At 50.2% G+C, this 13,941-nt stretch carries 13 protein-coding genes and 1 other annotated feature; all 13 genes read left to right on the forward strand.

Annotated elements, in window-relative coordinates; all coding sequences use genetic code 11:
* Positions 1-129: 129 nt before the first annotated feature.
* Positions 130-348, forward strand: coding sequence for a hypothetical protein (locus FN001_RS04250; protein WP_142410935.1), 219 nt, complete (start codon positions 130-132; stop codon positions 346-348).
* A gap of 82 nt (positions 349-430) precedes the next feature.
* Positions 431-709, forward strand: a binding site (T-box leader).
* Between the two features lie 231 nt (positions 710-940).
* Positions 941-2,374, forward strand: coding sequence for a proline--tRNA ligase (gene proS, locus FN001_RS04255; RefSeq protein ID WP_118321528.1), 1,434 nt, complete (start codon positions 941-943; stop codon positions 2,372-2,374).
* Entirely contained in the window at positions 2,374-2,940 is a 567-nt protein-coding gene (locus tag FN001_RS04260) for a biotin transporter BioY (RefSeq protein ID WP_118298805.1), read from the forward strand. The genes proS and FN001_RS04260 overlap by 1 nt, the downstream gene beginning before the upstream one ends.
* Positions 2,941-3,056: 116 nt before the next feature.
* Entirely contained in the window at positions 3,057-4,319 is a 1,263-nt protein-coding gene (locus FN001_RS04265) for a CCA tRNA nucleotidyltransferase (protein WP_118298804.1), read from the forward strand.
* 90 nt (positions 4,320-4,409) lie between these two features.
* The gene (locus FN001_RS18355) at positions 4,410-5,462 is read left to right on the forward strand and encodes a protein kinase family protein (protein WP_243121930.1); all 1,053 of its coding nucleotides are present in this window, start codon (positions 4,410-4,412) and stop codon (positions 5,460-5,462) included.
* A gap of 260 nt (positions 5,463-5,722) precedes the next feature.
* The gene (gene nrdR / locus FN001_RS04280; protein ID WP_118298799.1) at positions 5,723-6,178 is read left to right on the forward strand and encodes a transcriptional regulator NrdR; all 456 of its coding nucleotides are present in this window, start codon (positions 5,723-5,725) and stop codon (positions 6,176-6,178) included.
* Between the two features lie 58 nt (positions 6,179-6,236).
* Complete coding sequence (locus FN001_RS04285) at positions 6,237-6,770, forward strand: YqeG family HAD IIIA-type phosphatase (protein WP_118298798.1); 534 nt, start codon at positions 6,237-6,239, stop codon at positions 6,768-6,770.
* A 102-nt stretch (positions 6,771-6,872) separates the two neighbouring features.
* Positions 6,873-7,430, forward strand: a complete 558-nt coding sequence (efp, locus tag FN001_RS04290) for an elongation factor P (protein WP_118298797.1) — start codon at positions 6,873-6,875, stop codon at positions 7,428-7,430.
* 397 nt (positions 7,431-7,827) lie between these two features.
* On the forward strand, positions 7,828-9,165 hold the full coding sequence (gene mgtE, locus FN001_RS04295; protein ID WP_405580503.1) for a magnesium transporter: 1,338 nt from the start codon (positions 7,828-7,830) through the stop codon (positions 9,163-9,165).
* Between the two features lie 73 nt (positions 9,166-9,238).
* Positions 9,239-10,696 (forward strand): glutamate--tRNA ligase, encoded by a 1,458-nt coding sequence (gene gltX / locus FN001_RS04300; RefSeq protein WP_118513876.1) that lies wholly within the window; start codon positions 9,239-9,241, stop codon positions 10,694-10,696.
* A complete protein-coding gene (locus tag FN001_RS04305; protein ID WP_118513878.1) occupies positions 10,696-12,669 on the forward strand; it encodes an ATP-dependent helicase in 1,974 nt (657 codons plus the stop codon). Before gltX ends, FN001_RS04305 begins: the two co-directional genes overlap by 1 nt.
* 110 nt (positions 12,670-12,779) lie before the next feature.
* Complete coding sequence (locus FN001_RS04310; protein ID WP_142410937.1) at positions 12,780-13,310, forward strand: cob(I)yrinic acid a,c-diamide adenosyltransferase; 531 nt, start codon at positions 12,780-12,782, stop codon at positions 13,308-13,310.
* 139 nt (positions 13,311-13,449) lie between these two features.
* Positions 13,450-13,782 (forward strand): DUF1292 domain-containing protein, encoded by a 333-nt coding sequence (locus tag FN001_RS04315; protein ID WP_142410938.1) that lies wholly within the window; start codon positions 13,450-13,452, stop codon positions 13,780-13,782.
* The last annotated feature ends 159 nt before the right edge of the window (positions 13,783-13,941 follow it).

Here is a 13,941-nt window from a genome sequence, read left to right on the forward strand (position 1 = left end):
CATTTACAAATTAAGGAAACGGGAATATAATAAGCCGAAGAAAAATACCGCTTTTTGTCAGGTTTGCATTCGGGAATCTTTGGTCCCGGAGGGCACTTTCCGGGCAGAGCGGTCTGACGGGAGGTAAAAATGCCAATTTTATTTGCAATTGTATTCCTTGTGTTGATCTTTAAATGTGTCGGTCTTGTCCTCGGAGTCTGCGGAAAGCTTCTTGGCGCGGTCCTCAGTCTGTTTGGATTTATCGTATCGATCGCGATTGGAGCTGTTGTGTTCGGACTTTCTACGGCGTTTGCGCTGGTGCTGTTATGTATCGCGGCAGTATGGCTTCTGATCAAGCTGATCTTTTAGAGTTTTGCTGAAGCGCTAAAATCCGCGGCGGAGTCTTGACAAACGGGAGAAAATCCATTAAAATCCATCATATATGCATATCAGACAGGCATTGAAGAGGGAAAGTAGATGAAGGGCGGCATTCCAGAGAGAAAGCGGAGGGTGAGAGCTTTTATGTGCGCGTCGTTGAACCGGCCTCGGAGCTTTGTGCGAGAGATGGAAAATGTCGTTATGGACAGCTAAGATCACGGAGATCGGGATTGCTGCGGAACGACTGCATCGTTAAGTACAGCGTAGATCCGGCGTTAACGGATATCAGAGGAGAGTTTCCGCGGCAGGCGGAAGCTAATTTGGGTGGTAACGCCGGCTGTCGGTCCCTTGTGTGGGGAGCGGCAGCCTTTTTTATTCAACAGGAAAGTTCGATGGAACTTCCCTGTTGAACAAAAAGGCACTACGTGCCAATGATGCGCACTCGCGCGAAGATGAAGGCTGTTGCAAGCGACCGCGCGAGACGCCTGAATGTGCTAGGACACATTCCTTTTTAACAGGAAATTCTCCGCATCTGAAACAGAGAGACATGCAGACAATGAATTTTTATATAAAGGAGAAAACAATGGCAAGAGACAAGAAACTTGTGGAATCCATCACTTCCATGGAAGACGATTTCGCGCAGTGGTACACAGACGTTGTAAAAAAGGCAGAATTATGTGATTATGCGAGCGTAAAGGGCTGCATGGTCATCAAACCGGACGGATATGCGATCTGGGAGAATATCCAGCATGAGCTTGACAAGCGCTTTAAAAAAGCAGGCGTAAAGAATGTTTACATGCCGTTATTCATTCCGGAGAGTTTACTTGATAAAGAGAAAGACCATGTCGAAGGTTTCGCACCGGAGGTAGCATGGGTGACTCAGGGAGGTCTTGAGCCGCTTCAGGAGCGTCTCTGTGTCCGCCCGACATCCGAGACTCTGTTCTGTGATTTCTACCAGAAAGACATCCACTCCTACCGTGATCTTCCGAAGGTTTACAACCAGTGGTGTTCCGTTGTGAGATGGGAGAAGACGACAAGACCGTTCCTTCGTTCCAGAGAGTTCTTATGGCAGGAGGGCCACACAGCTCATGCGACTGCTGAGGAAGCTCAGGAGAGAACGATCCAGATGTTAAATCTCTATGCTGACTTCTGTGAGGATTTCCTTGCGATCCCGGTTGTCCGCGGACAGAAGACAGACAAGGAGAAGTTCGCAGGTGCAGAGGCAACCTACACGATCGAGTCCTTAATGCATGACGGTAAGGCACTTCAGTCCGGAACCAGCCACAACTTCGGGGATGGTTTTGCGAAGGCATTCGGAATCCAGTATTCTGATAAAGATAACCAGTTAAAATATGTTCACCAGACATCCTGGGGTATGACAACCCGTATGATTGGTGCGATCATCATGGTACATGGTGACAACGAAGGTCTTGTACTTCCGCCGAACGTAGCTCCGACACAGGTTGTGATCGTTCCGATCCGCCAGCAGCAGGAGGGCGTTCTCGAGAAGGCAAGAGAAGTGGAAGAGGTTCTCTCCAACTTCCGCGTAAAAGTTGATGATTCCGACAAGAGCCCGGGCTGGAAGTTCTCTGAGTCCGAGATGAGAGGAATCCCGGTTCGTGTAGAACTCGGACCGAAGGATATCGAGGCAGGACAGGCAGTTCTTGTCCGCCGTGATACTCACGAGAAGATCACAGTTGCATTAAGCGAGATCGCAGAGAAGGTTGACGAGCTCTTAAAGACGATCCAGCACGATATGTACGAGCGTGCGAAAGCACATCGTGACGCGCACACTTACGATGCCCACAACATGGAAGAGATGAAGGACATCGCAGACAACAAGCCGGGCTTCATCCGTGCAATGTGGTGCGGCTGCCAGGAGTGCGAGGACAAGTTAAAAGAGCAGGTAGGCGTTACATCCAGATGTATGCCGTTCAAGCAGGAAAAGCTTGCTGATACCTGCGTATGCTGCGGCAAACCGGCAACCAAGATGGTTTACTGGGGCAAAGCATATTAATGAAACGATGGGATATCAAAGACCTGACGCTCGGGGGGCTGTTTACAGCCCTCATCGCCGTCGGGGCTTTTCTTAAGATCACGATCCCTGTCCAGCCGGTGCCGATGCATTTTACGCTGCAGTTTTTCTTTGTCCTGCTGGCGGCTCTGCTCCTGGGATCAAAGCGGGCGTTTGCGAGTGTGATCACATATCTTGTGATCGGACTCTGCGGACTTCCGATCTTTGCGACGGGCGGTGGACCGGCGTATCTGTTAAAACCGACGTTCGGATTCCTGATCGGCTTTGCGGCGGCTGCTTTTGTGACCGGACGTGTATATGAGATCAGAAAGAGCACATCATTCTTCTGGCTGTTGTTTTCCGCGTTCTGGGGACTTCTCGCGGATTATGCCTGCGGAATGATCTATTTTTATGTGTGCAGCAATTTTGTCCTCGGCGTGAGTGTCGGCTGGAAGCTTGTGTTTATCAACTGTTTCCTCCTGACGGTCGGTGAGGATTTTATTTTATGTATTCTGGCGGCTGTGCTTGCAAAACGGCTGATCCCGATCCTAGGGAAGCTTGCAAAGTAAGAAGAAAATCCGGGTCGGTCTTTTGAGCAACGGTTCGGCAGGGCAGGCAGTACAGACAGAACCTTGTGGAGTTTCGAAATGAAATTTCCGATAAAGAAAAAGGAGGTACCGGACCAGTGAGAATTGAGATGCCTTATGAGGCGGAATGGATCATTGACAATATACGAAGCCACGGATATGAGGCGTTTATCGTCGGCGGCTGTGTCCGGGACGCCGTTCTCGGAAGGATCCCGGGGGACTGGGATATCACAACCTCTGCAAAGCCGGAGCAGGTGAAGGAGATCTTCGGAAAGACAGTCGATACGGGATTGAAGCACGGCACGGTGACGATCATCAAGCATGGAAAAGGCTATGAGGTGACGACATACCGGATCGATGGGGAATATCTGGATGGGAGACATCCGGAGACCGTGGAATTTACGCCGGATCTGAGGGAAGATCTGAAACGCCGGGATTTTACGATCAACGCCATGGCATACAGCCATGAGACGGGGATCGTGGATGAATTTGAGGGCATGGAGGATCTGAAACGCCGGGTGATCCGGTGCGTCGGCTGTGCGAGGGACCGCTTTACGGAGGACGCGCTGAGGATCCTAAGGGCTGTCCGGTTTGCCGCCCAGCTTGATTTTGTGATCGAGGATGAGACATACCGGGCGATCGCCGAGATCGCGCCGAACCTGGTCCATGTCAGCAAGGAGAGAATCCAGGTGGAGCTCACGAAACTCCTGCTCTCGGATCATCCTGAGAAGATCTGGATGGTGGAGGAGACCGGGATCGCATCGTATGTGGCCCCGGGATTTCCGGAGGTCTTTGAGCGGGAACTCCGGGAGAATGAGCCAGAAAGCGGAAGCATGATGCAGGAAAAACGGAATGACCGGGAGATCCTTAAAACATGCTGGAAGGGTGTTTCCTCCCTCACGGCGGATAAGTCCCACCGGTGGGCCGGATTTCTGCGCCATATGAAGCCGGAAGAAGCGGTGAAGATCTTACGAGGCCTGAAACTTGATAATGATACGATCGGGAACGTGAAAAACATGCTGAATGTTTTTCAGACACCTCCTGGTGCGGATAAGATCGAGATCAGAAGAGCCCTGAGTAAGGTTACGGAGTACCAGTTCCTCGGTGCCATGCAGTTAAAGAAAATGGACGGAGACCAGAATGTCCCGGAGATCCTGCATCTTTTTGAGGAGATCAGGGAAGCTGGGGACTGCGTAAGTCTGAAACAGCTTGCGGTCAATGGCGGTGATCTTCTTGCGATGGGACTGGAACATGGAAAAGAGATCGGAGACGGACTCCTGTATCTTTTGAACATTGTGATCGAACATCCAGAACTGAATAAAAAAGATATATTATTAGAAAAAATTAGCCAATTCAAATAATACCAGAAGAACATTGTATGAAGGACATCTGCCGGGAATCCGACAGGTGTCTTTTGCTGTTGCGGATGTATGCTTGTGGGAATAATCACCATGGTTTTCTCATATCTTGTGCAGAAAGCTGGAAAAGGTCAGAACGGGATATGGGGGGATCAAATCGTGATCGACTGGAAAGAAGAGGCAGAGAAAACGTATGGATTTCAGGTGAATACACTGCGGCGGGGACGTGGGTCCTGGATCCTGGAGACGGATCAGGGGCTGCGGCTTTTAAAGGAATATCGGGGAAGCGTGAACCGTCTGGAGTTCGAGGAGGCGGTTTTGCAGTCTCTGGACGGGATGGAGACGGTAAAGGCAGATCAGTATGTGAGAAACTCCGAGGGAGAACTTTTATCTTCGGCGGAGGATGGAAGTCGGTATATTGTGAAACAATGGTATGCGGACCGGGAATGTGATCTGAAAGATGAGAAGGAGCTCCTCTCGGCGGCCCGGGCGCTGGCGCTCCTGCACCGGCAGTTTCGCGAAGTAAAGAGGCAGGCTGAATGGAATATGAGATCCATGGTCTCGCCGCCGCTTTTTGAAGCGATGCGCCGCCATAACCGGGAGCTCAGGAGGGCGAGAACGTTTATCCGGGGAAAGCGGAAGAAAAATGAGTTTGAGCTCTGCGTGATCAGGAATTTTGAGTGTTTCGCGGTGCAGGCAGAGGAAGCGGAGCAGGGAATGGAACGGCTGTATGAAAAACATGGTGAGGAGATCATGAACGGATATGCGGTCTGCCACGGGGAGCCGGACTACCACCATATTCTGATCGGAAACGGATATACGGCAGTGACGGAATTCAACCAGATGCACCTGGGTGTGCAGATGGAAGACCTGTACTATTTTCTCAGGAAGATCATGGAAAAACATGACTGGAATGAGCGCCTGGGGAGACAGATCATGGAGACGTATGAGCGCGTGCTGCCGATCACGGAGCTGGAACGGCAGGTGCTTTACTATCTGTTCCGGTATCCGGAGAAATACTGGAAGCAGATCAATTTTTATTACAATGCCAACAAGGCCTGGGTGCCTGCGAAGAGCACGGAGAAGATCAAAAAACTGGAGGCACAGCAGAAGATGCGCGAGAAGTTTATCCGCTTTTTTTCCTAGTTGGGAATTTTCTGAACCGGAAATTCCGTATGATACCGTTGGAGTCGCGGATTTTTCCGATTCGGAATGCGGAGCATCGGCAAAATCCTGTTACAGTGTGCGGGCATGGAGTGTCCGTGTACTGTAACATGTTTATCCGGGTGCCTGAAAAATAATGAGTGTACAGGCTTGCGGAACAGGATTGTTATATGATAAGATATGGTATAAAAATGCGGCTGTGACCGGAATATAACAGACAGCCGCACAAAGGAGGAAATCCCATGAAATGTCCATTTTGTGGTGCACAGGATACAAAAGTCATCGATTCGCGCCCGGCGGATGACAACAGTTCGATCAGACGCCGCCGTCAGTGCGAAGAGTGCGGGAAACGTTTTACGACGTATGAAAAATTAGAGACAATGCCGCTTATGATCATCAAGAAAGATGACTCCCGAGAACCGTACAACCGGGAGAAGATCGAGAATGGGATCCTTCTTTCCTGCCATAAGCGCCCGGTCTCTTCGGAACAGATCACGAAGATGATCGATGAGATCGAAAAACAGATCTTCAGTATGGAGGAGCGGGAGATCCCGTCCGTGACGATCGGTGAGCTTGTCATGAAAAAGTTAAAGATGGTGGACGAGGTTGCCTATGTCCGTTTCGCGTCCGTCTACCGGGAGTTTAAGGATGTGAACGCATTTATGGAGGAGCTCGCGAAGTTCCTGAACAATAAATAAGAGATGGGGAGAAAACTGCAAAGGGCTGAAAAATTCAAGCCGAACGCAGGGCAGCAGTATGTTTGAGACATTTTATCCGGGAAACTATGTGGACAGTGCATATGAGATCCCATACGAAAAACTTTATGAGAGAGGATATCGCGGGATCATCTTTGATGTGGACAACACGCTGGTTCCCCACGGTGCACCGGCAGATGCGCGGGCGATCGAATTGTTTGAGCGGCTCCGTGCGATCGGGTTTTCGACCTGCATCCTTTCCAATAATAAAGAGCCGCGGGTATCTCCGTTCGCTGACAAGGTGGGGAGTCCCTATATTTTTAAGGGCGGAAAACCGTCGAGAAAAGGATATGAGCGGGCCATGGAACGGATGAAAACAGACCGCGACACGACATTGTTCGTCGGGGATCAGCTTTTTACGGATGTCTGGGGCGCAAACCGGACAGGCCTCTACTCGATCCTCGTAAAGCCGATCAATCCCAAAGAGGAGATCCAGATCGTCCTGAAACGCTATCTCGAGGCGGTAGTTCTCGCGTTTTACAGGAAACGATTGAAAAAAATGGGGCAGACAGCCGGGGATTTTTGCAAAAAATAGTTGAAAACCGCAGTAGAATAGTATAGAATAGGATAGAATCAGCTATTAGCGTGAAATGTGAAATAAAATAATTGGAAACAGTTTTAAGGAGGATTATCATTTATGGTATCAGCAGGTGATTTCAGAAATGGCGTTACACTCGAAATCGATGGACAGGTCGTACAGATCTTAGAGTTCCAGCATGTAAAACCGGGTAAAGGCGCTGCTTTCGTTAGAACAAAATTAAAAAACGTGATCAACGGCGGTGTTGTTGAGAGAACTTTCCGTCCGACCGAGAAATTCCCGGCAGCAAGAATCGACCGTGTGGACATGCAGTATCTGTATGCAGATGGTGATCTTTACAACTTCATGGATGTAAACACATACGAGCAGATCGCATTATCCACAGATGTTGTTGGCGATGCATTAAAGTTCGTAAAAGAGAACGAGACTGTTAAAGTCTGCTCCTACAACGGCAAGGTATTCTCTGTTGAGGCTCCGTTATTCGTAGAGCTTGAAGTAACAGATACAGAGCCGGGCTTCAAGGGCGATACAGCTACAGGCGCAACAAAGCCGGCTACTCTTGAGACAGGCGCTCAGATCAACGTTCCGTTATTCGTAAACCAGGGTGATCGCGTTAAGATCGATACACGTACTGGTGAGTACCTTTCCAGAGCTTAATCTGCAAAAACAAGTTTCAGAATCCCAGGGAACCAGGTGTTTCCTGGGACTTTTTTTACCCTTTTTTGTGCGAAAAATTGCGTAACAGGTTGCCAATTGGGTAAAATTTTCTTATAATGGAAAGGACAGAGAAAGGAAGTGAACACATAATGGAAGGTCGAAGTCATACGATGGAGGCAGACGCACACCCTGAACCGGTGGCAATACGCATGACCGGGGGCTGCTGTTATGTGTGTTGCCGAAATCAATCTGTTCAGTTGTAACCGGTGTCTTTGGATTTACCGGATGCAATGGCTTTGTCTCCATGATCGCATGAATCTTTGCCGGAAATTCCGGGCAGAAATAACAGATTGTGGGGGAAAAGAAAATGCCGAATGATGGAAATGAAACATTTGACATGGAGCATCTTCTGGAGCTGGCAGAGGAGAAAAAATACCGCCTGCTGAAGGAAGAGCTTGTGGAACTGAACGAGGTGGATATCGCATCGTTCATCGAAGAACTGGACTCTGAGCGCACCGTGATCGTGTTCCGGATGCTGCCGAAGGCGCTGGCGACCGAGGTATTTGCCGAGCTTCCGGTGGACAAGCAGAGCCACATCATCAACAGCATCACAGATAAGGAGCTTTCCGAGATCGTGGATGAGCTCTATGTGGATGATGCCGTTGACCTGGTGGAAGAACTCCCGGCGACGGTGGTCCGCCGTGTTTTACAGAACACGAAGCCGGAGACGAGAAAGCTCATCAACCAGTTCTTAAACTATCCGGAGAACAGTGCCGGAAGTATCATGACAGCCGAGTATATCGGACTGAAAAAGAACATGACGGTGGAGCAGTGTTTCGCCTACATCCGCCATCACGCAGTAGATTCCGAGACAATCTACACCTGCTATGTGATGGACGAAAAAAGGATGTTGGACGGTGTGATCACGGTAAAGGACCTTCTCCTTCAGCCGTATGAGCGCCAGGTCGGCGATATCATGGACACGCACGTCATCAAAGCGAAGACGACCGATGACCAGGAGCTTGTGGCCGATACGATGAACAAGTACGGACTTCTCTCCATGCCGGTCGTGGACAGTGAGGACCGTCTGGTCGGGATCATCACGGTCGACGATGTCATGGAAGTCATGGAGGAAGAGGCGACCGAGGACTTCGAAAAGATGGCAGCCATGCTGCCGAGTGAAAAGCCGTATTTAAAGACGGGTGTATTCACACTGGCGAAGAACAGGATCCCGTGGCTTCTGATCTTAATGCTTTCCAGTACGATCACAGGTGGGATCCTTGTAAAATACGAGAATGCCTTTGCGGCGATCCCGCTTCTCGTGAGCTTTATCCCGATGTTAATGGATACCGGCGGAAACTCCGGAAGCCAGAGCAGCACGATGATCATCCGTGGTATGGCTGTCGGTGATATCGAGCCGAAGGATATCCTAAAAGTCGTGTGGAAGGAAGTACGGGTCGGTCTGATCGTTGGATTTGTGCTGGCGGTGGTCAATTTTATCCGCCTGATGATCCAGTATCCGGGAAATACGATGATCTGTCTGACGGTTGTGATGAGTCTTTTCTGTACCGTTATCGTCGCGAAGACGATCGGATGCACGCTGCCGATCGGGGCGAAAGTATTAAAACTTGACCCGGCGATCATGGCGTCGCCGATGATCACGACAATCGTGGATGCGGTGAGCCTGATGGTGTACTTTAATCTGGCGTGCCATCTGCTGGATATGACGGTGTAGAGGATGGAAATGATAAGAATGTCTGTCTGCGGACTTATCCGCGGATAAATATATATTAACAGGAGTATGGATTATGGAAAAAGTAAGAACAAGATTTGCGCCGAGCCCGACCGGCCGGATGCATGTAGGTAATTTAAGAACAGCTCTTTACACATACCTGATCGCGAAGCACGAGGGTGGAGATTTCATTCTCCGTATCGAGGATACAGACCAGGAGCGCCACGTTGAGGGCGCCGAGGACATTATCTACCGCACACTGGCAGAGACAGGCCTGGTCCATGACGAAGGTCCGGATAAGGACGGCGGCTACGGTCCGTACGTTCAGAGTGAACGTCAGAAAGCCGGGATCTACATGGAATATGCGAAAAAACTTGTGGAAAAAGGTGAGGCTTACTACTGCTTCTGTACCCAGGAGCGCTTAAATACATTAAAGAAGACCGTAAACGGTGAGGAGATCATGGTTTACGATAAGCATTGCCTGCATCTCTCCAAAGAAGAGGTAGAGGCAAACTTAAAGGCGGGAATGCCGTTCGTCATCCGCCAGAACAACCCGAAAGAGGGAACCACCACATTCCATGACGAGATCTACGGAGATATCACAGTAGACAACGCAGAACTCGACGACATGGTCCTCATCAAATCCGATGGATACCCGACCTACAACTTCGCAAACGTTGTGGACGACCATCTGATGAAGATCACACACGTTGTCCGCGGAAATGAGTACCTTTCCTCCTCTCCGAAATACAACCGTCTCTACGAGGCATTTGGCTGGCAGGTTCCGATCTATGTACACTGCCCGACCATCACAAACGAGGAGCACAAGAAATTAAGTAAGAGAAGCGGACATTCCTCCTTCGAGGATCTTCTTGAGCAGGGATTCTTAACAGAGGCGATCGTAAACTTCGTTGCCCTTTTAGGATGGTCTCCGGCAAACAACCAGGAGTTCTTTACACTTGAGGAGCTTGTAAAAGAGTTCGATTACCACAACATGAGCAAGTCTCCGGCTGTCTTTGATATGACAAAGCTCCGCTGGATGAACGGCGAGTACATCAAGAAGATGGATGATGACAAGTTCTTCGAGATCGCAAAACCGTACCTTGAGGCCGTGATCAAGAAACCGCTGAATTTAAAGAAGATCGCCGGAATGGTAAAGACAAGAATTGAGACTCTGCTCGATATCGCGGATCAGATCGATTTCTTCGAGGAAATGCCGGAATACAGCGCAGATATGTATGTTCATAAGAAGATGAAGACAACAAAAGAGAACTCCTTAGAGACATTGAAGGAAGTTCTTCCGATCCTTGAGGCGCAGGATGACTTCAGCAATGACGCTCTCTTTGAGGCTCTTTCCAAATACGTTGCCGATAAGGGCGTAAAGACAGGCTTCGTAATGTGGCCGATCCGTACCGCAGTGTCCGGAAAGCAGATGACTCCGGCAGGCGCTACTGAGATCATGGAGATCATCGGAAAAGAGGAGTCTCTGGCTCGTATTAAGAAGGGAATCGAACTTCTGGAAGCAGCAGAATAATGGATTTTAATCAGGCACAGATGACGGCCCTGGAACACCGGGATGGACCGATGATGGTCCTCGCAGGTCCGGGGTCCGGAAAAACGACAGTAATTACACACAGAATCAAGAGACTGCTGGAGGCGGGCGTTGACCCCTCCGGCATTCTTGTCATTACGTTCACAAAAGCGGCGGCCACGGAGATGAAGGAACGGTTTCTGAGACTGGCGAGGGAAGAAGACGAAAAGCGGAAACAGGCGGAGCAGGGAGCAAAGTGTGCGCAGAGAACAGGCGGGAGCCGGACGGGGGCGGAAAAGCCCTTTTTTGGAACTGCTGATCCTGGTCCCCGGAGGCGCGAAGCCTGCGGGACGTCTCTGGAGGCGGCAGGTTCCCGTGTGAGCTTTGGAACCTTTCACTCGGTCTTTTACCATATCTTAAAGTGGGCGTACCGTTTCCCTGCCGGAAATGTGATCAGCGGGGAGGAAAAACGCCAGTATTTTAAGAAGTTTCTCGATGAATCGGAGATGGAGGTCGAGGATGAGGCGGAATTTATCTCATCCATCATCAATGAGATCAGCTACGTAAAAGGCGAGCGCCTGGATCTGAAATACTACTATTCCCAGAACTGTCCGGAAGAGTGGTTTAAAAAGCTTTATGACGGGTACGATGAGATGCTGAAAACGACGGGAAAGATCGATTTCGATGATATGCTCGTCATGTGCCATGAGCTGTTTACGGAGCGGAAGGACATCCTGGCAGCATGGCAGAAGAAGTTTAAGTATATTCTCGTGGATGAGTTCCAGGATATTAACCTTCTTCAGTATCAGGTTGTCCGGATGCTGGCACTGCCGGAGAACAATCTCTTTATCGTCGGAGATGATGACCAGTCGATCTACCGGTTCCGCGGGGCGAAGCCGGAGATCATGCTCGGCTTTGAAAAGGATTTTCCGGGGACAAAACGGGTGCTTCTGGGAACGAATTACAGGTCTACAAAGGAAATCGTGGAGACCTCTCTTCGCCTTATTGAGCACAATAAGGTCCGGTTTGAGAAGAAGCTGGAGCCGTTCCGGGGATCCGGGCGTCCGGTGGATTTCCGGGTTTTCGATAATCCCGGACATGAGATGGACACGGTGGCACAGAGTATCCGCGCGTACCATGACGCCGGGTATCAGTGGAGCGAGATCGCGGTACTGTTCCGAACAGGGGCAAATTCCGGCCTGATGGCGGAGCGGCTGATGGGCTATAATATTCCGTTTAAGCTGCGGGATGTGATCCCGAATCTTTACAGCCACTGGATCGCGAAGGATCTCTTCGCCTACATGGAGATCGTGGCGGGCAGCAGGAAAAGGTCCGATTTTTACAGGATCATGAACCGGCCAAACCGCTATTTCAGCAGGGATGCCTTTGATACGCCGATTGTATCCTTTGACCGCCTGAAATCCTTTTACCAGGATAGGGACTGGATGGAGGAGCGGATCTGTGACCTGGAGGCGGATCTTCGCGCAATGGCGCCATTAAAGCCTGTGGCGGCAGTCAACTATATCCGGAAGGCGATCGGATACGATGACTATCTGCGGTCCTATGCAGAATTCAGGCGAATGAAGCCGGAGGAACTTTTCGAGACGGCAGATAAGCTCGCGGAGAGCGCGGCGGAATTTGCAACCTTTGTGGAGTGGAAGGAACATGCGGCCCGGTATGAGGAAGAATTAAAGAAGCAGAATCAGGAAGAGCGCGAGGAGACGAAAGACCGCGTGACTCTGTCAACGATGCACAGTGCAAAGGGACTGGAATATCCGGTCGTCTTTGTGGTTGATGCGAATGAGGGGATCGTTCCACACCATAAAGCGGGTCTGCCGGCGGATATCGAGGAGGAGAGACGGCTGTTCTATGTCGCCCTGACACGTGCGAAGGACCGGCTTCATGTAGCGGCGGTGAAGGAGCGGTATCACAGGAAGACGGATGTTTCCCGGTTTGTGGAGGAAGCAGGACTGTGATCAAGTCGAATGTACGTGGGACCTGGTGAGCAATTCTGGTCAGCGAAAGCTGACAAATTCCTCACGGAATTACTGCACTTTGCACTCTGTTTTAAAAAGCGAGGAGAAACATGGGACTTGTTCATATTTACTGCGGAGATGGAAAAGGAAAGACGAGCGCGGCGATCGGACTGGCCGTCCGGGCGGCAGGATGCGGAAAACGCGTGGTGATCGCGAGATTTTTAAAGACGGACAATTCCGGGGAAGTGGAAATTTTAAAGAAAATCCCGGAGGTTACGCTGATCCCGTGCCGGAAAACATTTGGCTTTGTACGGTCGATGGATGAAGAGACGAAAAGGGAATGTGCGGCATACCACAGAGAGCTGTTTGGCGAAGCGGTGAAACTCGCGAAACATGCGGATCTTGTGGTGTTTGACGAGATCATGGCGGCTGTAAATTATGGAATGGTCCCGGAACACGACGTCCTGGAATTTCTTGAAAACCGCCCCGGAAGAGATCAGACGGACGGACTGGAGATCGTTCTCACTGGGAGAGATCCGTCGGAGAAGCTGATCGCGGCAGCGGATTATGTCTCGGAGATCTGTAAGAGAAAGCATCCGTTTGACCGCGGGATCATGGCGAGACGGGGAGTTGAGTATTGATTGCTTCTTTTTAAAAGTAGCAATTCTTTCTATTGATTTTATGGCAGTTTACTGGTATCCTATAAAAAATGGCAGCCGGGACAGAAAAGAACCGCTGCAAGAAACGGCAGGATGCCGGAAATGAGAGGAATTTGAGCTTATGGCAAAGGACAAAAATATGAATCAGGATGCTGTAAACGATGAGGAGATGACCGTGACTCTGACACTGGATGACGGAACCGAGTTAGAGTGCGTGGTCCTCACGATCTTTGAGGCGGCTGATAAGGAATATATCGCGCTTCTTCCGTTAGACGGAAATGAGGCTGAGGATGGCGAGGTATACTTATACCGCTACACAGAGATCAATGGAACTCCGGATATCCAGAACATCGAGAGCGACGAGGAGTACGAGATCGTTGCTGATGCGTTCGATGAACTTCTCGACACCGAAGAGTACGACGAGATTGTAGGCGAGGACGAGCTGGACGACTGATTTAAAAAATGAGAAACAGCAGTTTACCATAATATGAACCGCTAAGGCGGCGTTTCCGACTTCCGATAGAAGGAGAATGGGGACGCCGCCTTTTTACGTGCAATATACGTGCGGGGCGTGGGATAGCGGGAACAAATGAGGGATAGAACATAAGTTCGA

The sequence above is a fragment of the Clostridium sp. Marseille-P7770 genome, assembly GCF_902143525.1.
In the GTDB taxonomy this organism is placed as follows: Bacteria; Bacillota; Clostridia; order Lachnospirales; family Lachnospiraceae; genus Pilosibacter.

Bases quoted from the DNA above. Each gene is read 5' to 3' on its own strand.
- efp (WP_118298797.1), top strand. From the start codon at position 6,873: ATGGTATCAGCAGGTGATTTCAGAAATGGCGTTACACTCGAAATCGAT.
- FN001_RS04305 (WP_118513878.1), top strand. From the start codon at position 10,696: ATGGATTTTAATCAGGCACAGATGACGGCCCTGGAACACCGGGATGGA.
- FN001_RS18355 (WP_243121930.1), top strand. From the start codon at position 4,410: ATGGTTTTCTCATATCTTGTGCAGAAAGCTGGAAAAGGTCAGAACGGG.
- mgtE (WP_405580503.1), top strand. From the start codon at position 7,828: ATGGAGCATCTTCTGGAGCTGGCAGAGGAGAAAAAATACCGCCTGCTG.
- nrdR (WP_118298799.1), top strand. From the start codon at position 5,723: ATGAAATGTCCATTTTGTGGTGCACAGGATACAAAAGTCATCGATTCG.
- proS (WP_118321528.1), top strand. From the start codon at position 941: ATGGCAAGAGACAAGAAACTTGTGGAATCCATCACTTCCATGGAAGAC.
- gltX (WP_118513876.1), top strand. From the start codon at position 9,239: ATGGAAAAAGTAAGAACAAGATTTGCGCCGAGCCCGACCGGCCGGATG.
- FN001_RS04250 (WP_142410935.1), top strand. From the start codon at position 130: ATGCCAATTTTATTTGCAATTGTATTCCTTGTGTTGATCTTTAAATGT.
- FN001_RS04315 (WP_142410938.1), top strand. From the start codon at position 13,450: ATGGCAAAGGACAAAAATATGAATCAGGATGCTGTAAACGATGAGGAG.
- FN001_RS04310 (WP_142410937.1), top strand. From the start codon at position 12,780: ATGGGACTTGTTCATATTTACTGCGGAGATGGAAAAGGAAAGACGAGC.
- FN001_RS04260 (WP_118298805.1), top strand. From the start codon at position 2,374: ATGAAACGATGGGATATCAAAGACCTGACGCTCGGGGGGCTGTTTACA.
- FN001_RS04285 (WP_118298798.1), top strand. From the start codon at position 6,237: ATGTTTGAGACATTTTATCCGGGAAACTATGTGGACAGTGCATATGAG.